The sequence below is a fragment of the Caballeronia sp. ATUFL_F1_KS4A genome, from assembly GCF_023630905.1.
Classification (GTDB): domain Bacteria; phylum Pseudomonadota; class Gammaproteobacteria; order Burkholderiales; family Burkholderiaceae; genus Caballeronia; species Caballeronia zhejiangensis.
Window position 1 is genome coordinate 49,543 of sequence record NZ_JALQEB010000001.1, and the last position, 19,143, is coordinate 68,685.

General features: G+C 64.2%; 18 protein-coding genes. 13 read left to right on the plus strand and 5 right to left on the minus strand.

Annotation, left to right across the window (positions count from 1 at the left end; all coding sequences use genetic code 11):
• The first annotated feature begins 53 nt into the window (after positions 1 to 53).
• The 9 genes from bcaP to NCS03_RS00280 all read left to right on the plus strand — a co-directional run bounded on the left by bcaP (position 54) and on the right by NCS03_RS00280 (position 10,399).
• On the plus strand, positions 54 to 1,475 hold the full coding sequence (gene bcaP / locus NCS03_RS00240; RefSeq protein WP_284504238.1) for a branched-chain amino acid transporter BcaP: 1,422 nt from the start codon (positions 54 to 56) through the stop codon (positions 1,473 to 1,475).
• A 226-nt stretch (positions 1,476 to 1,701) separates the two neighbouring features.
• Entirely contained in the window at positions 1,702 to 2,178 is a 477-nt protein-coding gene (locus NCS03_RS00245; RefSeq protein ID WP_008352336.1) for a (2Fe-2S)-binding protein, read from the plus strand.
• Between the two features lie 57 nt (positions 2,179 to 2,235).
• Entirely contained in the window at positions 2,236 to 4,617 is a 2,382-nt protein-coding gene (locus NCS03_RS00250) for a xanthine dehydrogenase family protein molybdopterin-binding subunit (protein WP_250438595.1), read from the plus strand.
• A 12-nt stretch (positions 4,618 to 4,629) separates the two neighbouring features.
• Entirely contained in the window at positions 4,630 to 5,430 is an 801-nt protein-coding gene (locus NCS03_RS00255; protein ID WP_008352333.1) for an FAD binding domain-containing protein, read from the plus strand.
• 6 nt (positions 5,431 to 5,436) lie between these two features.
• Positions 5,437 to 6,333 carry an AAA family ATPase gene (locus NCS03_RS00260; protein WP_008352332.1) on the plus strand — a complete coding sequence of 299 codons (897 nt, stop codon included), beginning with the start codon at positions 5,437 to 5,439 and terminating at the stop codon, positions 6,331 to 6,333.
• On the plus strand, positions 6,330 to 7,523 hold the full coding sequence (locus NCS03_RS00265; RefSeq protein WP_250528611.1) for a vWA domain-containing protein: 1,194 nt from the start codon (positions 6,330 to 6,332) through the stop codon (positions 7,521 to 7,523). Before NCS03_RS00260 ends, NCS03_RS00265 begins: the two co-directional genes overlap by 4 nt.
• Entirely contained in the window at positions 7,514 to 8,059 is a 546-nt protein-coding gene (locus NCS03_RS00270) for an SRPBCC family protein (protein WP_008352328.1), read from the plus strand. Before NCS03_RS00265 ends, NCS03_RS00270 begins: the two co-directional genes overlap by 10 nt.
• Positions 8,032 to 9,051, plus strand: a complete 1,020-nt coding sequence (locus NCS03_RS00275) for an XdhC family protein (RefSeq protein ID WP_175979682.1) — start codon at positions 8,032 to 8,034, stop codon at positions 9,049 to 9,051. Before NCS03_RS00270 ends, NCS03_RS00275 begins: the two co-directional genes overlap by 28 nt.
• Positions 9,052 to 9,178: 127 nt before the next feature.
• Positions 9,179 to 10,399: a PepSY-associated TM helix domain-containing protein gene (locus NCS03_RS00280; protein WP_250528612.1), complete on the plus strand. Its 1,221-nt coding sequence runs from the start codon at positions 9,179 to 9,181 to the stop codon at positions 10,397 to 10,399.
• 17 nt (positions 10,400 to 10,416) lie between these two features.
• Here NCS03_RS00280 and NCS03_RS00285 read toward each other — a convergent pair whose 3' ends face one another.
• The 3 genes from NCS03_RS00285 to NCS03_RS00295 all read right to left on the minus strand — a co-directional run bounded on the left by NCS03_RS00285 (position 10,417) and on the right by NCS03_RS00295 (position 12,600).
• Positions 10,417 to 11,145, minus strand: a complete 729-nt coding sequence (locus tag NCS03_RS00285) for a PepSY-associated TM helix domain-containing protein (protein ID WP_239294358.1) — start codon at positions 11,143 to 11,145, stop codon at positions 10,417 to 10,419.
• 176 nt (positions 11,146 to 11,321) lie between these two features.
• On the minus strand, positions 11,322 to 12,353 hold the full coding sequence (locus tag NCS03_RS00290; protein ID WP_008352310.1) for a serine/threonine protein kinase: 1,032 nt from the start codon (positions 12,351 to 12,353) through the stop codon (positions 11,322 to 11,324).
• Between the two features lie 34 nt (positions 12,354 to 12,387).
• Entirely contained in the window at positions 12,388 to 12,600 is a 213-nt protein-coding gene (locus tag NCS03_RS00295) for a hypothetical protein (RefSeq protein ID WP_008352308.1), read from the minus strand.
• 324 nt (positions 12,601 to 12,924) lie between these two features.
• On the opposite strand from NCS03_RS00295, the gene NCS03_RS00300 reads away from it, so the two are divergent.
• Both NCS03_RS00300 and NCS03_RS00305 read left to right on the plus strand, forming a co-directional pair.
• Positions 12,925 to 14,151, plus strand: coding sequence for an MFS transporter (locus tag NCS03_RS00300; RefSeq protein WP_250519823.1), 1,227 nt, complete (start codon positions 12,925 to 12,927; stop codon positions 14,149 to 14,151).
• A gap of 226 nt (positions 14,152 to 14,377) precedes the next feature.
• A complete protein-coding gene (locus NCS03_RS00305) occupies positions 14,378 to 14,563 on the plus strand; it encodes a hypothetical protein (RefSeq protein WP_008352305.1) in 186 nt (61 codons plus the stop codon).
• 41 nt (positions 14,564 to 14,604) lie between these two features.
• Here the strand turns inward: NCS03_RS00305 and NCS03_RS00310 are convergent, their stop codons facing one another.
• Positions 14,605 to 15,309, minus strand: a complete 705-nt coding sequence (locus NCS03_RS00310) for a dienelactone hydrolase family protein (RefSeq protein WP_008352303.1) — start codon at positions 15,307 to 15,309, stop codon at positions 14,605 to 14,607.
• Between the two features lie 539 nt (positions 15,310 to 15,848).
• On the opposite strand from NCS03_RS00310, the gene NCS03_RS00315 reads away from it, so the two are divergent.
• Entirely contained in the window at positions 15,849 to 16,994 is a 1,146-nt protein-coding gene (locus NCS03_RS00315; RefSeq protein ID WP_008352302.1) for a branched-chain amino acid ABC transporter substrate-binding protein, read from the plus strand.
• A gap of 61 nt (positions 16,995 to 17,055) precedes the next feature.
• On the opposite strand, the gene NCS03_RS00320 is transcribed toward NCS03_RS00315, so the two are convergent.
• Entirely contained in the window at positions 17,056 to 18,279 is a 1,224-nt protein-coding gene (locus NCS03_RS00320) for an MFS transporter (protein WP_250435383.1), read from the minus strand.
• 156 nt (positions 18,280 to 18,435) lie between these two features.
• On the opposite strand from NCS03_RS00320, the gene NCS03_RS00325 reads away from it, so the two are divergent.
• Positions 18,436 to 19,107, plus strand: coding sequence for a HugZ family pyridoxamine 5'-phosphate oxidase (locus NCS03_RS00325; RefSeq protein WP_250478947.1), 672 nt, complete (start codon positions 18,436 to 18,438; stop codon positions 19,105 to 19,107).
• The last annotated feature ends 36 nt before the right edge of the window (positions 19,108 to 19,143 follow it).

A 19,143-nucleotide genomic window follows, 5' to 3' on the forward strand; every position in this document is an offset into this window, starting at 1 on the left:
GGGTTTTCCCGAGGTAACGGCCGCTCGCGCGCGCCAGAAGGAGACTCATCGCAATGTCGTTGTTCCGCAAGAAAAACATCGAGCACATGCTGGCCGGCGCGCACAGCACATCGCTCAAAAAGACGCTCGGCGCCCTGGATCTGACGTTCCTCGGAATCGGCGCGATCATCGGCACGGGCATTTTCGTGCTGACCGGCACCGGCGCCGTCCAGGCCGGCCCGGCGCTCATGATTTCGTTCATCATCGCGGCGATCGCGTGCTGCTTCGCCGCCCTCGCCTACGCGGAATTTTCGTCGACGATTCCGGTCGCCGGTTCCATCTACACGTATTCGTATGCGACGCTCGGCGAACTCGCCGCGTGGATCATCGGCTGGGATCTGATGCTCGAATACGGGCTCGCGACGTCCGCCGTTTCGGTCGGCTGGTCGGGCTACTTGCAGTCGCTGCTCGCCGGCTTCGGCATCTCGCTGCCGACCGTCCTCACCGCCGCGCCCGGCGCGTTGCCCGGCGAGGTCACGTTCTTCAACCTGCCCGCGTTCCTCGTGATGATGGCGATCACCTGGCTGCTTTCGGTCGGCGTGAAGGAATCGACGCGCCTGAACAACATCATGGTCGCGATCAAAGTGACCATCGTGCTGCTCGTGATCGCGGTCGGCGTGTTCCATGTGAAGCCGGCAAACTGGCAGCCGTTCATGCCGAACGGCTGGTCCGGCGTGTTCGGCGCGGCGGCCGTCATGTTCTTCGCGTTCATCGGCTTCGATTCGGTGTCGTCGGCGGCCGAGGAAGTGAAGAATCCGAAGCGCGATCTGCCGATCGGCATCATCTCGTCGCTCGCGGTGTGCGCCGTGCTGTACGTGGCGGTCGCGGCCGTCGTGACCGGCATCGTGCCCGCGCCGCAGTTCGCGAACAATCCGCATCCGGTGTCGTTCGCGCTGCAAGTCGCGGGTCAGAACTGGGTCGCGGGCTTCATCGATCTCGGCGCGGTGCTCGGCATGCTCACCGTGATTCTCGTGATGAGCTACGGCCAGACGCGCATCATCTACGCGATGTCGCGCGACGGCCTCTTGCCCGCGCGGCTTTCGAAGGTGCATCCGCGCTACGCGACGCCGTTCCTCACGACGTGGATCGTCGGCATTTTCTTCGGTCTGATCGGCGCGCTCGTGCCGCTCAACGTGCTCGCCGAGCTCATCAACATCGGCACGCTCGCCGCGTTCTCGATGGTCTCCATCGCCGTGCTGATCCTGCGCCGCACGCATCCCGACTTGCCGCGCGCGTTCCGCTGCCCCGGCGTGCCGGTCGTGCCGATTCTGGCGGTGGCGTCGTGTCTGTTCCTGATGGTCAATCTTCAGGCGATGACGTGGATCGCGTTCGTGCTGTGGCTCGTGATCGGCCTCGCGATCTATTTCCTGTACTCGCGACGCCATTCGGTGCTCGGACGTCGAACGCACGAGCAGCGAGAGACCGTGACGCACTGAGCGTCCTTGCTCGACACAAAAGCGCCGCCCTCGAGGCGGCGCTTTGCATTTGCAGCGGCAAAACCTTGAGTTTGGGACGGACGTTCGCGCCGATAGCGACGCCCGCCGATTTGTGTTTTACTCATTGTCACAAACACATAACACCAATTCCGGCTGAACGCTCACGGCGGCAGATGGCAGGTGCGTGGCGTGAAGCTGGATCGTCCTCACTTAGGAGACAGTGAAAATGGCGCTCAGCATCAGCCTGACGGTCAATGGGAAACCGGTGACCGCCACCGTCGAACCGCACGTTCTGCTCGTCCAGTTTCTCCGCGATCAACTCAGGCTCACCGGCACGCATATCGGCTGCGACACGGCGCAGTGCGGCGCGTGCACCGTCCATCTCGATGGCCGCGCGATCAAGTCGTGCAACATCCTCGCCGCGCAGGCGGACGGCATGGAAGTCACGACCATCGAAGGCATGGCGAAAGACGGCCAGCTTCATCCGATGCAGGCGGCGTTCAGGGAATGTCACGGCCTTCAGTGCGGCTTCTGCACGCCGGGCATGGTGATGAGCGCGAGCGCGCTGGCTGCGCAATCGCCGAATCTCTCCGAAGAAGAAGTGCGCGAGCAGCTCGACGGCAATCTGTGTCGCTGCACGGGCTATCACAACATCGTCAAGGCGGTCTTGCAGGGCGCGCAAAACATGAAAGCGGGCGCCTGATTCCGCGTCAATCCACATTCCACACGATGTATCGCGCCTTTGACCAAGGAGATCGCGATGAATGCCCCTGAGCAACAGAAACTGATCGGCGCTGGCGTGAAGCGCAAGGAAGACTATCGATTCCTGACGGGCGCGGGCCAGTACACCGACGACGTCGTCATGCCGCAGCAAAGCTACGGCGTGTTCCTGCGTTCGCCGCACGCGCACGCGAAGATCGCGCGCATCGATATCGAAGCGGCGCTGAAGTCGCCGGGCGTGATCGGCATCTTCACCGGCAAGGACATGGCGGGCGAAAACGTCGGCGGACTGCCGTGCGGCTGGCTCATCCACAGCACCGACGGCTCGCCGATGCACGAGCCGCCGCATCCCGTCATCGCGCACGACAAGGTGTTGCACGTCGGCGATCAGGTCGCGCTCGTCGTCGCCGAATCGGTGAAGGAGGCGAAGGACGCGCTCGAACTCATCGAGGTCGATTACGACGAACTGCCCGCGACGGTCGATACGGCGAGCGCATCGGACGCGGGGCAGCCGCTCGTGCACGACAGCGTGCCGAACAACGTCTGCTACAACTGGGGCCACGGCGACAAGGCCGCGACCGACGCCGCGTTCGCGAAAGCCGCGCACGTCACGACGCTCGATATCGTGAATCAGCGGCTCGTGCCGAACGCGATCGAGCCGCGCGCGGTCAACGCGAGCTATTCGAAGCACGACGACAGCTACACGGTCTACGTCGCGAATCAGAACCCGCACGTCGAGCGCTTGCTGATGGCGGCGTTCGTGCTGTCGCTGCCGGAATCGAAGCTGCGCGTGATCGCGCCGGATGTCGGCGGCGGCTTCGGCTCGAAGATTTTCCTGTATCCGGAAGATGTCGCGCTGACGTGGGCATCGAAGAAAGTCGGGCGTCCGATCAAGTGGGTGGCCGAGCGCTCCGAAGCCTTCCTCTCCGACGCGCACGGCCGCGATCATGTGACCAAGGCCGAACTCGCGCTCGACAAGGACAACAAGTTCATCGGCATGCGCGTGCATACGACGGCGAACATGGGCGCGTATCTGTCGACGTTCGCATCGTCGATTCCGACCGTGCTCTACGCGACGCTGCTCGCGGGCCAGTACACGACGCCCGCGATCTACGCCGAAGTGAAAGCGGTCTTCACGAACACGGTGCCCGTCGATGCCTATCGCGGCGCGGGCCGGCCGGAAGCGACGTATGTCGTCGAGCGGCTCGTCGAGACGGCGGCGCGCGAGCTGAATATCGATCCCGTCGAATTGAGGCGGCGCAATTTCATCCGCGAGTTTCCGTACGCGACGCCGGTCGGTCTCACGTACGACATCGGCGATTACGACGCGTGCCTGAATCGCGCGCTGGAACTCGCGGATGTCGCGGGTTTCGCAAAACGGCGCGACGAATCGAAGCAGAAGGGCAAGCTGCGCGGCATCGGCTATTCGTGCTACATCGAAGCGTGCGGGCTCGCGCCGTCGAACGTGGCGGGCGCGCTCGGTGCGCGTGCGGGTCTCTTCGAAGCGGGCGAAGTGCGCGTGCATCCGACCGGCTCCGTCACCGTCTTCACCGGTTCGCACAGTCACGGACAGGGCCACGAAACGACGTTCGCGCAAGTGGTCGCGGACCGGCTCGGCATCGCGATCGAGAACGTCGAGATCATTCACGGCGATACGGGGCGCATCCCGTTCGGCATGGGCACGTACGGCTCGCGTTCGATTTCGGTGGGCGGCTCCGCGATCATGAAAGCGCTCGATAAAGTCGAAGCGAAGGCGAAGAAGATCGCGGCGCATCTGCTGGAAGCGTCGGCGGAAGATATCGAGTTCACCAACGGCGTGTTCCGCGTGAAGGGCACCGATCGCACGAAATCGTTCGTCGACGTCTCGCTCGCCGCGTACGTGCCGCACAACTTCCCGCTCGAAACCATGGAGCCGGGCCTCAACGAAAACGCGTTCTACGATCCGACCAACTTCACGTATCCGTCGGGCGCGTATGTGTGCGAAGTCGAGGTCGATCAGGACACCGGCGAAACGCGCATCGAAAAGTTCACGGCCGTCGATGACTTCGGCAACGTCATCAATCCGATGATCGTCGAAGGGCAAGTGCATGGCGGGCTGGGGCAGGGCATCGGCCAGGCGATGCTCGAACGCTGCGTCTACGATGACAGCACCGGCCAGTTGCTCTCCGGCTCGTTCATGGATTACGCGATGCCGCACGCTAGCGATCTGCCGAACTTCACCGTCGAGACCGCGAAGGGCACGCCGTGCACGCACAATCCGCTCGGCGTGAAGGGCTGCGGCGAAGCGGGCGCAATCGGTTCGCCGCCGGCGGTCATCAACGCGATTCTCGATGCGCTCGCGCCGCTCGGCGTGAAGGACTTGCAGATGCCCGCGACGCCGCATCGCGTGTGGACCGCGATGCATAACGCTCAACGCGCCTGAGGAGACCGGCAAATGTACTCATTCGACTATCAGAAAGCGGACGAAGCGAAGGCGGCGGTCGCGGTGCTTTCCGCCAACGGCGACGCCAAGTTCCTCGCGGGCGGCCAAAGCCTCTTGCCGACGATGCGCCTGCGGCTCGCACAGCCCTCGGCGCTCGTCGACGTGACGCGCATCGCGTCGATGAAAAACGTCACGCTCGACGGCGACAAGCTCACGATCGGCGGCGCGGTGTCTCATGCGGCGGTCGCATCGAACGCGGATGTGCAGCGCGCGCTGCCGGGGCTCGCGGATCTCGCGGGACGCATCGGCGATCGACAGGTCCGCGAGCGCGGCACGATCGGCGGCTCGCTCGCCAACGACGATCCGGCGGCGTGCTATCCGTCAGCCGTGCTCGCGCTGAACGCGACGGTCGTGACCGACAGAAGGCGCATCGCCGCGGACGATTTCTTCATCGACATGTACACGACCGCGCTCGAACCCGACGAGCTCATCACGGCCGTCGAGTTTCCGCTGGCCGAGCGCGCGGGCTACGAGAAGTTTCGCAATCCCGCGTCGCACTTCGCGCTCGTCGGCGTGTTCGTCGCGAAGTTCAAGGACGGCGTGCGCGTCGGCGTGACGGGCGCGGCGTCTTCGGTGTTTCGTCCGGCGGAGCTGGAAGCGGCGTTGTCGAAGGACTTTTCGGTGGCATCGGCGCGCGGCGTGACGATCTCGCCCAACGAGCTGAACGCGGACATGCACGCGAGCGCCGAATATCGCGCGCATCTGATTCCGGTGCTCGCGGGCCGCGCGATCGAGCGCGCGATGTCGTTCTAGTCCGCGATGACGGAACAGGCGCCGCAATCCATCGACGAGACGCTCGCGCGCTTGCGCGAGCATCGCTACTTCGCGAACCGCGAGCTCGCGACGGCGCTTTTTCTCGCGCTGAAGATGCAGCGGCCGCTCTTTCTCGAAGGCGAGCCGGGCGTCGGCAAGACCGAACTCGCGAAGGCGGCGGCGGGCTTGTGCGGCACGACGCTGCTGCGCCTGCAATGCTACGAAGGGCTCGATACCGCGAGCGCGCTATACGAGTGGGACTATCCGCGGCAGATCATGGCGCTGCGGCTCGCGGAGGCGTCGGGCGAAACGCCGTCGAACGATTCGCTGTATCGCAGCGAGTTTCTGCTGAAGCGTCCGCTGCTTCAGGCCTTGCTGCCCGATGCGTCGAATCCCGACGCGCGCCGCGTTCTGCTCATCGATGAAATCGACCGCGCCGACGAGCCGTTCGAAGCGTTTCTGCTCGAATTGCTGTCGGACTTTCAGGTGTCGATTCCGGAGTACGGCACGGTGCGCGCGGCGCAACCGCCGCTCGTCGTGATGACGTCGAACCGCACGCGCGAAGTCCACGATGCGTTGAAGCGGCGATGCCTCTATCAGTGGATCGGCTATCCGCAGCGCGATGTCGAACTGGCGATCGTCGCGGCGCGCGCGCCCGAAGCGGGGCAGGCGTTGCAGCAGCGCGCCGTCGCGTTCGTGCACGAGCTGCGCACGCTGGATCTCTTCAAGGCGCCGGGCGTCGCGGAAACAATCGACTGGTGCCGCGCGCTCGCAGCGTTGTCGGTGACGGAACTGGATCCGCAATCGGTGCAGAACACGCTCGGCGTGCTGCTGAAGTATCAGGACGATCTCGCGCGCATGGACGCCGATACGCTCGCGCAATGCCTCGCGGCCACGCCATGACGACCACGATGGAACCGTTCGCGCGCAACGTCGTGCATTTCGTGAGGCTTCTGCGCGGCGCGGGGCTCGGCATGTCGCCGGCGCACGCGGTCGATGCGCTCGACGCGTTGCGCTTCGTCGATCTGAATCGCCGCGACGATGTGCGCGCGACGCTCGCGTGTTTGCTCGTCCACGCGAGCGACGAACGCGACATCTTCGATGCGGCGTTCGATCTTTTCTGGCGCGATCCCGACTGGGAAGGCAAGCTGCGCGCGCTGTTGCTGCCGAAGGTGAAGAGCGGCATGCCGCCGCCGAAGCGCAACAACCGTCTCGCCGATGCGTTGGCGACGCGCGCGGCGGCATCGTCGACAACGCCGCCGCCGGAATCGAAGCCGGAAGAGGCGCACGCGCGCATCACGTTCAGCGCGCAGGAACGCTTGAGCCATCGCGATTTCGACACGCTCAGCGCCGACGAATGGCGCACGCTGCGGCATCAGATTCGCGCGCATCGGATGCCGCTCGCGACGGAGCCGACGCGCAGGCTGAAGGCGGGCTCGCGCGGCACGCATGCCGATCTCAAAGCGAGCGCGCGACACGCCGTGCGCTCGGGCGGCGACTGGACCGTGTGGAAATATCGCGCGGCGGTCGAGCGCAGACCGCCGCTCGTGTTGCTGCTCGACATTTCCGGCTCGATGAGCGCGTATTCGCGCGCCGTGCTCTACTTCTGTCACGCGCTATTGCAATCGCGCGAGCGTCTGCAAGTGTTCCTGTTCGGCACGCGGCTCACGAACGCGACGCGCGCCTTGCGCGAACGCGATCCCGATGTCGCCATTGCCGCGCTCGGACAGAACGTCGCGGACTGGTCCGGCGGCACGCGCATCGGCGCGACGCTCGCGGAGTTCAATCGGCGCTGGGCGCGGCGTGTGCTGGCCGGTCGGGCGACGGTGCTGCTCGTCACCGATGGCCTCGATCACGAAGCCGTCGACGTGCTCGATGCCGAGATGCAAAGACTCAGGCGTTTCGCGCATCGGCTGGTGTGGCTCAATCCGCTGCTGCGTTTCGCCGATTTCACGCCGCGCGCGCGAGGCGTGCGCGCGATCCTGCCACACGTCGATGCAATGCTCGCGGCACATAACCTCGACAGCCTCGGCGCGGTCGGAGCCGAACTGGCCGCGCTGTCACGGCACACTGGAGACACGAGATGGAACTGACCGAAACACACACGTTGCCGGTGCCGCAGGCGCGCGCGTGGGAAGCGCTGAACGACACGTCGATCCTGAAGGTCTGCATTCCGGGCTGCGACAGCATCGACGCCGATGGCGAAAACGCCTACAACGTCGCGATGACGGCGGCGGTCGGTCCGGTGAAAGCGCGCTTCAAGGGAAGAATGGAGCTGACGAATATCGACGCCCCGCATACTTACACGATCGTCTTCGAAGGGCAGGGCGGCGCGGCCGGCTTCAGCAAGGGCAGCGCGACCGTGAACCTCGAACCCGGCGACGAAGCCGACACGACGAAGCTCAGTTACAGTGCAAACGCGCAGGTCGGCGGCAAGCTTGCGCAGATCGGCTCGCGGCTCGTCGACGGCGCGGCGCGCAAGATCGCGGGAGAATTCTTCAAGCGATTCAGCGCGCAGCTGCAAGGCGGCCAGGAATCGCAAGATGCAGCCGCCGACCAAGACGAAAGCGGCGCAGAAGAGAAGGAAAAGGGAAAGAAATCATGGACAGCGTGGATCTCGAAGTCCTGAAGAACAGCGCGCGATGGCTCGAAGAGGGACATCGCGTGCTGCTCGTGACGGTCGTGAAGACATGGGGCTCGTCGCCGAGACCCGAAGGCGCGATGCTCGCCGTGCGTGACGATGGCCACGTCGTCGGTTCGGTGTCGGGAGGATGCATCGAGGACGATCTCATCGATCGCGTGCGGCAGCGGGGCATCGAGCAGACGAAGCCGGAAGCGGTGAAGTACGGCATCAGCGCGGAAGAGGCGCATCGCTTCGGCTTGCCGTGCGGCGGCACGATCCAGCTCGTGCTGGAGCCGCTGACGATGGAAAGCGGCATCTCGGAATTGTGCGCGGCGGTGGAAAGCGGCAGGCTCGTCGCGCGCACGCTCGACATGGCCACGGGCGCGGCGCGCCTCGAACCGGCGCAGGCCACCGACGGCGTGCTCTTCGACGACGCGCATCTGCTGACGATTCACGGCCCGCGTTACCGGATGCTCGTGATCGGCGCGGGGCAGTTGTCGCGCTATCTGTGCAGTATCGCGGTCGGGCTGGATTATCAGGTGACCGTGTGCGATCCGCGCGAGGAATACACGGAAGAGTGGAATGTGCCCGGCACGACGATCGTGCGAACCATGCCCGACGACACGGTCATGGAGATGAAGCTCGACGAACGCTGCGCGGTCATCGCCCTCACGCACGATCCGAAGCTCGACGATCTCGCGCTGATGGAAGCGCTGAAGACGCCCGCGTTCTACGTCGGCGCGCTCGGTTCGCGGCGCAACAACGCGGCGCGGCGCGAGCGTCTGAAGGAGTTCGATCTCAGCGAGGCCGAACTGGCGCGGTTGCATGGGCCGGTAGGCATTTATATCGGCAGCCGGACGCCGCCGGAAATCGCGGTGTCGATTCTCGCGGAAGTGACGGCGGCGAAGAACGGCGTGTCGTTGCCCGAACTGTTGCAGGTGGAAGGCGCGAAAGCGGCGCGCGAGGTTGCCGGAAAAGGCGAAGTCTGCGGCGTCTGATTATTACAAAATCCTGACGAAACGCGGCCCGGACGGGCGCGACGGCTATATAATAATCATTCTCATTTGTGTGGCCGGCTTCGGCTGACGCGCAGCCGTTTCCCTTTCAGCTCAACGATTCAATCGAATGCCCGGCAAGTTTTTGACCGGCGATGACCAGCGCGCACCCGCCCGCGCCGATGCATCGCCCGACTCGCGCTCGTCCGCGAACAAGCGCCACATGAGCCAGCACGCGCTGCGCGTATGGTCGATCGTGCATCGGTGGACGAGTCTCGTCTGCACGGCGTTCATGTTGCTGCTGTGTCTGACCGGCTTGCCGCTCGTGTTCGGCCACGAACTCGACATCCTCACCGGCGATGCGATCGAAGCGCCGGCGCTACCTGCATCGCAGGCGAATGCGCGCGCGAGCTACGACGCGGTGTTGCGCGCGGCGCTGAGCGAGCATCCGGGCCATGTGCCGCAATACATGATCTGGGAGCCGGACGATCCGCTTTTGCCGGTCGTCGTCACCGCGCCGAAAGCCGACACGCCGCCCGACGATACGCTCAGTACGACCGTCGATGCGCGCACCGCCCAGCCCCTCGGCATGCCGCCCGGCAAAGGCTCGCTCAAGTTCGTGCTGCTGAAGTTGCACGTCGACATGTTCGCCGGGCTCTTCGGCAAGCTCTTTCTCGGCGCGATGGGCGTGGTGTTTCTCGCGGCGATCGTGTCGGGTATCGTCGTGTATCTGCCGTTCTGGCGAAAGGTCGGGCTCGGGCGCGTGCGCCTGAAGAAGAAGCGGCGGATCGTGTGGCTCGACTGGCATAACGCCATCGGCATGTTGACGCTCGCGTGGGCGTTGCTCGTCGGCGCGACGGGTTCGATCAACACGCTCGCCGATCTCATGCTCGAAGCATGGCGCAACGATCAGCTCGCGCAGATGGTCGCGCCGTATCGTGACAAGCCGCCGGTCGTCGTGCGCGCTTCCATCGACGATGCCGTGAAGACAGCGCAACGCGTCGCGCCCGAGATGATTCCGTCGTTCGTCGCGTTTCCGGGAACGCGCTTCGCGAGCCCGCATCACTATGCCGTGTGGATGCGCGGCGACGGCATTCTGACGACGCGGATCATGCGACCTGTGCTCGTCGATGCATCGACGGGCGCGCTCACCGATTCACGCGAGTTGCCGTGGTATCTGAAGGTGCTGCTCGGCTCGCAGCCGCTGCATTTCGGCGATTTCGGCGGCATGCCGCTGAAGATTTTCTGGGCCGCGTTCGATGTGCTGACGATCGTCGTGCTCGGGAGCGGGCTTTATTTGTGGCTGACGCGGCATAACCCGCGGAAGGGGAAGGGGACGTCGGCCGCGTGATCGACGTCCCGAATCCCTCAAATCAACCCGCAAACAATCGCCGCAATCAGCGACGCCGCCACGATCACCACGCCCGCCGTGCGCTTCTTGTTCAGCTCGGTCCACAGCAGCACGCCGGTAAGCGACAGCAGGATGATGCTGCCCGCGAACGTATCGATGAGCAGCACCCAGCCCACGCTTAGGCCAACGCCCTTGTGCAGGTTGGTCATCATCGCGAGGAAGGTGTTTTCGGTGCGCTTCACCGACACGAAATTGTTGCCGACCCAGTACTCCGCCATCACGCTGCCGCCCGGCGATGCCACCATCACCGACCATTGTTCCGGCTGCATCGTGCTCTTGTCGCCCCAGCCGACCGGATGCGCCGGTTCCTTGCGCGCGCGTCCGAGATTGCCGTCGATCTTCAGTTCCTTCTTCAGCCACGCGCCCATGTCGCGCGGCGACTTGAAGCCTTCGGCGGGCAGCGGCATCTGCATCTGCGAAACCTGCGGCTCGCCGGTCGAAATGCGCAGCGGCGGCGCGCGGTGATTCAGCAGAAAACCCGTCGCGCCGAACAGCAGGCCCAGCAGCGCGCCCCACAAACCGACCCAGCCATGCACCTTGCGCAGCCACTTCAGGAAGGTCGAGCGGCGCGAGCGATTCTTGCGGACGATCTGCTCGGCATCGTCGATGAGACGCCCATGCGGACGGTAATGCGTCGAGCCGCCCGTCGCGGACGGCGGCGTATTGAGGGTTTCAGGCGCGTTCACGCGTCTCTCCAGAATTCGGGCGTTGGCAGGCAAAGCCGCGCCCCGATCGCTAAACGCGCACGCGCGCGCGGCGATCGATGTCAGGCGGGCAAATGAGAATTGTTATCATTACATGCCGAAAAGCGCTTTTCAACGCTTTGCGATCGCCTGACAGTCCGCGAATGTCACAAAAAATTTCAAACGGGCCAAAGCGGGCCTTCCTGCATTGCGCCGACTTGCTCGCGCAATTCGAGGATTCGGTCTTCCCAGTAACGTTGCGTGTTGAACCACGGGAAGGCGGCGGGGAACGCCGGATCGTTCCAGCGGCGCGCGAGCCACGCCGAATAATGAATCAGCCGCAGCGTGCGCAGCGCTTCGATGAGATGCAGTTCGCGCGGATCGAACTCGCAAAAATCTTCGTAACCGGCGAGCAGATCGGTGAGCGCGCGCGATGCATCCGCGCGTCCGGCGGGCAAGAGCAGCCACAAGTCCTGAATGGCCGGGCCCATGCGGCTGTCGTCGAAATCGACGAAATGCGGGCCCGCGTCGGTCCACAGCACGTTGCTCGGATGACAGTCGCCGTGCAGACGCACGTGCCGCACATCGCCCGCGCGCTCGAAACATCGCGCGACGCCTTCGAGCGCCATCGACACGACGGCTTCCCACGCTTCGCGCACATCGGCGGGAACGAAGCCGTGCGTCAGCAGGAACTCGCGCGGTTCATAGCCGAAAGTGTCGATATCGAGCGTCGGCCGCTCGCGATACGGCTCGACCGCGCCCACCGCGTGAATCCGCCCGATGAAGCGCCCGAGCCATTCGAGCGTGTCGCTGCGATCGAGGTCGGGCGCGCGTCCGCCGCGCCGCTCGAAGATGGAGAAGCGAAAGCCGTCGAATTCGTGCAGCGTCGTGCCATCGAGCGCGCGCGCGGGCACGGCCGGAATCTCACGCGCGACGAGACTCGCGACGAACGCGTGCTCTTCGAGAATCGCCGCATTCGACCATCGTTTCGGCCGATAGAACTTCGCGACGATCGGTGCGCCGTCCTCGACGCCCACCTGATAGACGCGGTTTTCGTAGCTGTTGAGCGGCAGCAGGCGGCCATCGGTACGCGCGCCTGCGGGCATCAGCACGCGGTCGACTGCATCGAGTACGCAATCGGGCGTGAGGCCGGAGAAGGGCGGCGCGTCGTCGGCGGGCGCGCCCTGGGAGTCGGGATGGATCGAGTTCATCCCGGCATTGTGCCGCAATGCGGCGCGTCGCTTCTCAGTGCACGACCGTGTTCGACGGGCGCACGACATCGCCCGTATCGATCAGGTCTTCGAGAAAGAACGGCTCGGTATTGAGCAGTTTGGTTACGCCAGGCTCGCCCGCGTACCAGGCGACCATGGCCATGTCGCCGAGAATGCGCATCACGATGCCGCGCGCGCCCTGAGGCACGGCAATATGCACGGAGCGGACAATCGAACCGATTTGCATGATGAATCCCCGTTTCAACGCCGGCTGGGATTGAAGCGCCGGTCATATGTTTTCACCAAGCACAGGCTTTTCACGGCTCGTGCACCAGACAATCGCCGCGTCGCTGTTGCGGGAAGCGCGACACGCGCGGCTTTCATGAACGATTGTGCTCTAACTTTAGCGCATGGCGGCGCGTCGGCGCGACGCCATTCGCTTCGTTATGTTGCCGATCGCAGACGAATAGCAGCAATTAATGGGCTACGTGGCCGGATCGCGGCTTGCTTATCAGGCAAAACCCTGAGGATCGGCGTATCGTCGAGAGTTTTTTCAGCAGAGACTTCATTCGTGGATGCTAACGCAAACCGGGCCGCCGATGCCGCTCCGTATCTCGAACGCGGCTCGCGCGCCTATTGGCGTGCTTCGCTCGCGTTGCTGTTCGCCGGTTATGCGACTTTCTCGCTGCTCTACTGCGTGCAGCCGTTGCTTCCCGAGTTCACGAAGGCGTTCGGCGTCAGTCCGGCGGTCAGCGCGCTCGCGGTGTCGGTGAGCACGGCGGCGTTGGCGATCGCCATCTTCATCGCGGGATTCGTCTCGGAAAGCTGGAGCCGTCATCGGCTGATGACGCTTTCGCTGCTCGCGTCGTCGGTGCTGACGGTGATCGCCGCCGTGCTGCCGGACTGGCACGCGCTGCTCGTCGTGCGCGCGCTCGAAGGCTTCGCGCTCGGCGGCGTGCCCGCGGTCGCGATGGCGTATCTCGCGGAGGAAGTGCATCCCGAAGGCCTCGGTCTCGCGATGGGACTCTACGTCGGCGGGACGGCCATCGGCGGCATGGCCGGGCGCGTGATCAGCGGCATCCTCGCGGATCTTTTCGGCTGGCGCGTTGCGATCGGCGGAATCGGGCTGCTGGGTCTGCTCGCCACGCTCGCGTTCCGTTCGCTGCTGCCGCCGTCGCGACGCTTCAAGCCGCGGCGCGGCGTCGGGTTCGCGCATCATCGGCGCTCGCTCGGCGGGCATCTGCGGCATCGCGGTTTGCCGTTTCTGTTTCTCATCGGCTTCGTGCTGATGGGCAGTTTCGTCACGCTTTACAACTACGTCGGATATCGGTTGCTGGGCGCGCCGTTCGACCTGAATCAGACGCAGATCGGCGCGATCTTCACCGTGTATTTGACGGGCGTGGTCGCGTCGCCGTGGTCCGGCAAGATGGCCGATGTCTTCGGGCGCGGCCGCGTGCTGATCGCAAGCCTGGTGCTGATGATGCTCGGCATCGCGTTGACCTTGTCGAACGCGCTGCCGGTGATCATTGCGGGTATCGCGTGCCTGACGTTCGGCTTCTTCGCAGGGCACTCGGTCGCGAGCGGCTGGGTCGGACGGCTCGCGATGCAAGCGAAAGGCCAGGCGGCCGCGCTCTATCTGCTCGCGTATTACATAGGGTCGAGTCTGATCGGATCGTACGGAGGGCACTTCTGGACCGCATTCGGATGGAAGGGCGTCGCCGGGCTGATCGGCGCGCTGCTGCTCGTCGGGATTGCGGGCGCGGTGCATCTGAACCGGCGCGAGCACGCTGTCGTCTGAACAATCGAAAGCCGATTGAAATAAGCCGAAGCTAAGGGTTTTTCCGCGTCCGCTTAAAAATAGGTGCCTGCAAGTCCTTGTCGCGCAAGGCTTTCGTACGTTTTCGTGGTTTGCCGTCGCACGAAGTTGGGCTAACGCCTTCGTTGGCGCGGCCTATACTCGAATCGTCGATGCAGCTTTTCACACGCGACGATAAAGCCAGAAGCAGGACGATGGGAGACGCACCATGACGACGTATTTCACGATCGGCGACTTCATTCTGATCATCCCGATGGCGCTCGCTGGCGCGCTGTTCCTCGGGGCCATTCCCTGCGCGACGCATCTGAGAAACAACGTACTGCGCGTGTTCGGCGCATTGCTCGGTGTGCTCGCCGCCTTTCTGCTCGTCGAAGGATTGCCCGCGCTGATATAGCAAGCGCGCCGTTCAGGGCGCGCTTGCGAAAGGTGCTTCTATTACAGATGAGCGCCGAGGAAGGTCAGCGTGCGTCCGTGCGCGAGCGCCGACGCCTTCCCGTTATACGACGCGCGATCGCCGCAGTTGAAGCCGTGGTCGGCTTGCGCGTAGACATACAGTTCCGAATCCTCGCGGCCCGCGAACTTCTGACGGACGGCATCGACGGCATCGGCGGGAATGTGCGCGTCGAGTTCGCCGTAATGGAACTGCATCGGCACCTTGACCTGATCGGCCTTGTCGAGCGCGTTCTGAATGCCGCCGCCGTAATAGGCCACCGCCGTATCCACCGAACCCTCGGCCGCCGCGAGATACGCGAGCCGGCCGCCGAAGCAATAGCCGATCGCCGCGATCTTGCCCGTCACTTCGGGCAGCGCGCGCAGCGCTTTCGCAGCCGCGCCGACGTCCGCGACAGCGGCATCGAGCTTGGTCTTTTGCAGCAGTTCCATCGCCTTTTCGCGATCCGCGCCTTCGTAACCCAGCTCGACGCGCGGCTGCGTGCGCCAGAAAACATCGGGTGCGAGGGCGACGTAGCCATCGGCGGCGTATTGATCCGCGACGCTGCGAATGTGGCCGTTCACGCCGAAGATCTCCTGCAGGATGATCACGGCGGGTCCGGTGCCCGTCTTCGGCAGCGCGAGATAGCCTTGGAAGCTGCCGCCATCGGCCGGAATGTCGATCCAGCGTGAAGTCGTGGAAACGGTCACGTCAAACTCCTTGTGTGTGGGAATGCAGGCGTGTGAGTTTGCCAGCTTTCCCTTTCAGTCGCCCTGAACGTCCGCGCGCCCTCTGGCACGCGCTTTGAGGCGCAGCCGGTTTTTAGAGGCGCCGATCTAAATGCCAGCTAAAAACAGTCATTAAAAAACAGGCTAATGGTGCCGATGGGCAGGGATTATCGGCGCGCGTCTGCCGGACTCGAATGACGGCCAAACCTTTGCGCGCCGATGTCGCGCAAACCCGCATGCACAGGGCTTCTTCACGCGAACGCCACCACAAACGGCGGCGCATCACAACTGGCCGTTAATTGGTAGTGACACCACTATCTTAAAAAACTTCCCTAAATTAATTTGACAACCCTACACTTGCGCGCAGTGCGGATGGCGGCTGCCACGAACGGCCTGCCGGAAGGACTTGCCAAGTGCATGACGATGCATCCGGCGTGGTCGTCCACGGGACTGAGCGATCGTGATGAAAGACGGGGCACAGGGCGATTACGTTGTTTTTGGGACCGAAACTGGAGACTTACATGAACACCAAGCTTCACAAACTGTTGCCGATCAGCGCCGCAGCCGTGCTCTTCGCGACGTTGGCAACGTCCGCAGCAGCCGACCAGGTCGTCAAGATCGGTCACGTCGCTCCGCTGACCGGCGGCATTGCTCACCTGGGCAAGGATAACGAAAACGGCGCGCGGCTCGCAGTCGAAGAGATCAACGCCAAGGGCCTGACGATCAACGGCCAGAAGGTCACGCTCGAACTCGACGCGCAAGACGACGCGGCCGACCCGCGCACGGCGACGCAAGTCGCGCAGAAGCTGGTCGACGACAAGGTCGTGGGCGTCGTCGGTCACCTGAACTCCGGCACGTCGATCCCGGCGTCGAAGATTTATAGCGACGCGGGCATCGTGCAGATTTCCCCGTCGGCGACGAACCCGACCTACACGCAGCAAGGCTTCAAGACGACGTACCGCGTCGTCGCGACCGATGCGCAGCAAGGTCCGGCGCTCGCCAACTACGCCGCGAAGAACCTGAAGGTGAAGAGCGTCGCCGTGGTGGACGACTCGACGGCATACGGCCAGGGTCTCGCGAACGAGTTCGAAAAGACCGCCAAGTCGCTCGGCCTGAAGGTGATCTCGCACGACGCGACCAACGACAAGGCCGTCGACTTCCGCGCGATTCTGACGAAGATCAAGGGTGAGAACCCCGACGCCGTGATGTACGGCGGCATGGACGCAACCGGCGGCCCGTTCGCCAAGCAAGCCAAGCAGCTCGGCCTGCGCGCCAAGGTTCTCGCGGGCGACGGCGTCTGTACGGAGAAGCTGTCGGATCTCGCAGGCGATGCGACCGACAACGTCGTGTGCTCGGAAGCGGGCATGGCGCTCGAGAAGATGGACGGCGGCAAGCAGTTCGCGGAGAAGTTCCAGAAGCGCTTCGGCCAGCCGATCCAGATCTACGCGCCGTTCACGTATGACGCGGTGTACATCATCGTCGACGCGATGAAGCGCGCCAACTCGACCGATCCGGCGAAGATCGTCGCCGCGATGCCGAACACGGACTACAAGGGCGTGATCGGCGAGACGACCTTCGATTCGAAGGGCGATCTGAAGCACGGCGTGATCTCGCTGTACAACTACAAGGGCGGCAAGAAGACGCTGCTCGACGTCGTGAAGATGTAATTTCCTTCGGACTTCTCGAAGTCAAGAGAAGCGCGCGGTTCCGAAAGGACCGCGCGCTTTTTCATATCTTCCAGCGCCTGAGAATGCGCGGTCCGATGAGCGTGATGACGAAGCAGCACGCCGCGACGACGCACAGCCCGATCGGCAGATTGCTGACCTGTGCAACGCCGCCGATCAACACCGGCCCGAGCAGCAGCCCGAAATACGCGAGGCCCGCGACCTGCGCGAGCCCTTCCGCGGGCGTCACGCCCTCGACGCGCGCCGCTGCTGCGAACAGCACCGGCATCATGTTCGCGAGGCCCAAGCCCATCAGCGTGAAGCCGGTCATCGTGACGATGGTGTTCGGCAGCAAGAGCGCCATCACCATGCCGATGAACGCAAGCCCCGCGCTGCCGAAGATCAGTTGCGGCGCGCCGAAACGCGCGCGCACCGCGTCGCCGCCGAAGCGGCCTGCCGCCATGCCGCCCGAGAACGCGGCGTAAGCGGCGCTCGACACCGACGGCGTGGCTTCGACGACATCGCGCATATATACAGTGGCCCAGTCGTACATCGCGCCTTCCGCGATCAGCGCGACGAGCGCGAGGCCGCCGAGCGCCCACAGCGCGCCCGAGCGCCAGCGATTCGATGACGACGCCTTCGCGTGCTCGTCGTGATGCGGAACGTGCGGCAGCACGGCGGGCATCGATACGAGCAGTACGAGCAGGCTCACACCGGAAGCGAGCGCGAGATGCGCCGCCGGCGCGAGTCCGTGCGCGAGCAGTGCGCCGCCCGCGGCCGCGCCCGCCATCCCGCCGATGCTGAACATGCCATGCAGCGACGACATGATCGGCTGCGCCAGAGCCTGCTCGACCGCGCTGGCCTCGGCGTTCATCGCGACATCGAGCGTCGCCATGCCGAAGCCGAAAATCGCGAGCACGACGAGCAGCATCCAGTAAGAAGGCGTCACGAGGATCAGCGAGCCGCAGATCATCATCGTGATGCCGCCCGCCATGCACGCGGTGCGCGTGCCGGCGCGCGCGATCCACGATCCGGCGGTGAGCATCGCGAAGATCGAGCCGCCCGCGACCGCCAGCAACGCGAACGAGAGCATGCCGGGACTGAGTGCGAACTTGTCGCGCACGGTGGGAACGTGCACGCCCCAGGAGGCGTACATCATGCCCGCGATGAAGAAGACGGCCATCGTCGCGTAGCGCGCGCGTACGCGTGTGGCATGCGGAAGAGTGCGATGTAGCGCGAGCGTCGGATTGGATTCGCAGGCGGCGGAGGCAGTGGTCGAATCGGACACGAATGAAATCGTTCTTTGAAGTTGCGCGGGATGCGATGACAACCGGACATGTTGCCATCGAACGCGAAGGCTTTCGATTCTATCGAACGGCCAGGCGACACGCTCGGACCTGCTGCATTACCATCGTCCGACCATTCACCCACGCACGAGGCCCGGATGAACATCCCGTCGCAAGCGCCGCTGCATCTGCTGCATCGCGTCTCCGAAGGCACGCTCGCCACGCTTACCCGCGAGCCGCGCGGCTTTCCCTATCCGACGGCGCTGCCGTTCGCGCCGACCGAGCGCCATGTGCCGATGGTGCTCATCAGCCATCTCGCCGAGCACACGCGCAATCTTCAGGCCGATGCGCGCGCGGGGTTTCTGGTTTCCCACGCGGCGGATGGCGGCGTGCTGGAAGGCCAGCGCCTGACGATGCTCGGCAGTTTCGCGCCCGCCGCGCCCGAAGATCGCGAAGAGCTCGCGCGGCGCTATTTGCGCTATCACCCGGATGCGGCACGCTATCTGGAACTCGGCGATTTTTCCTTCTGGGTGATGTCGCTCGAGCGCATGCGTTATATAGGCGGATTCGGCGCGATGGGATGGCTCGGCGGAGAAGAACTGGATTCGCTGCCGCCGCTTTCGGCGGACGACGAATCGTCGTTATGCAAATATTTCGATGCTTACAGCGGCCGTCCGGAGAATCTCCGATTATTGGGGATAGACCGGTACGGCTGCGATTTGCTGCTCGCCGACATCCGCAATCGTTTTACATTCGATTACCCGAAACTGACGAACGAGGATTTGAAGGCCGCGGTTATCGATTGTTTTGAGCGTCAACGTAATATTTGAACGAGATAAATCCGAGACGTTGCGACCCGATTTCAA

Bases quoted from the DNA above. Each gene is read 5' to 3' on its own strand.
- NCS03_RS00290 (WP_008352310.1), bottom strand. From the start codon at position 12,353: ATGAACTCGATCCATCCCGACTCCCAGGGCGCGCCCGCCGACGACGCG.
- NCS03_RS00280 (WP_250528612.1), top strand. From the start codon at position 9,179: ATGCCCGGCAAGTTTTTGACCGGCGATGACCAGCGCGCACCCGCCCGC.
- NCS03_RS00265 (WP_250528611.1), top strand. From the start codon at position 6,330: ATGACGACCACGATGGAACCGTTCGCGCGCAACGTCGTGCATTTCGTG.
- NCS03_RS00255 (WP_008352333.1), top strand. From the start codon at position 4,630: ATGTACTCATTCGACTATCAGAAAGCGGACGAAGCGAAGGCGGCGGTC.
- NCS03_RS00315 (WP_008352302.1), top strand. From the start codon at position 15,849: ATGAACACCAAGCTTCACAAACTGTTGCCGATCAGCGCCGCAGCCGTG.
- bcaP (WP_284504238.1), top strand. From the start codon at position 54: ATGTCGTTGTTCCGCAAGAAAAACATCGAGCACATGCTGGCCGGCGCG.
- NCS03_RS00325 (WP_250478947.1), top strand. From the start codon at position 18,436: ATGAACATCCCGTCGCAAGCGCCGCTGCATCTGCTGCATCGCGTCTCC.
- NCS03_RS00245 (WP_008352336.1), top strand. From the start codon at position 1,702: ATGGCGCTCAGCATCAGCCTGACGGTCAATGGGAAACCGGTGACCGCC.
- NCS03_RS00305 (WP_008352305.1), top strand. From the start codon at position 14,378: ATGACGACGTATTTCACGATCGGCGACTTCATTCTGATCATCCCGATG.
- NCS03_RS00295 (WP_008352308.1), bottom strand. From the start codon at position 12,600: ATGCAAATCGGTTCGATTGTCCGCTCCGTGCATATTGCCGTGCCTCAG.
- NCS03_RS00275 (WP_175979682.1), top strand. From the start codon at position 8,032: ATGGACAGCGTGGATCTCGAAGTCCTGAAGAACAGCGCGCGATGGCTC.
- NCS03_RS00270 (WP_008352328.1), top strand. From the start codon at position 7,514: ATGGAACTGACCGAAACACACACGTTGCCGGTGCCGCAGGCGCGCGCG.
- NCS03_RS00250 (WP_250438595.1), top strand. From the start codon at position 2,236: ATGAATGCCCCTGAGCAACAGAAACTGATCGGCGCTGGCGTGAAGCGC.
- NCS03_RS00260 (WP_008352332.1), top strand. From the start codon at position 5,437: ATGACGGAACAGGCGCCGCAATCCATCGACGAGACGCTCGCGCGCTTG.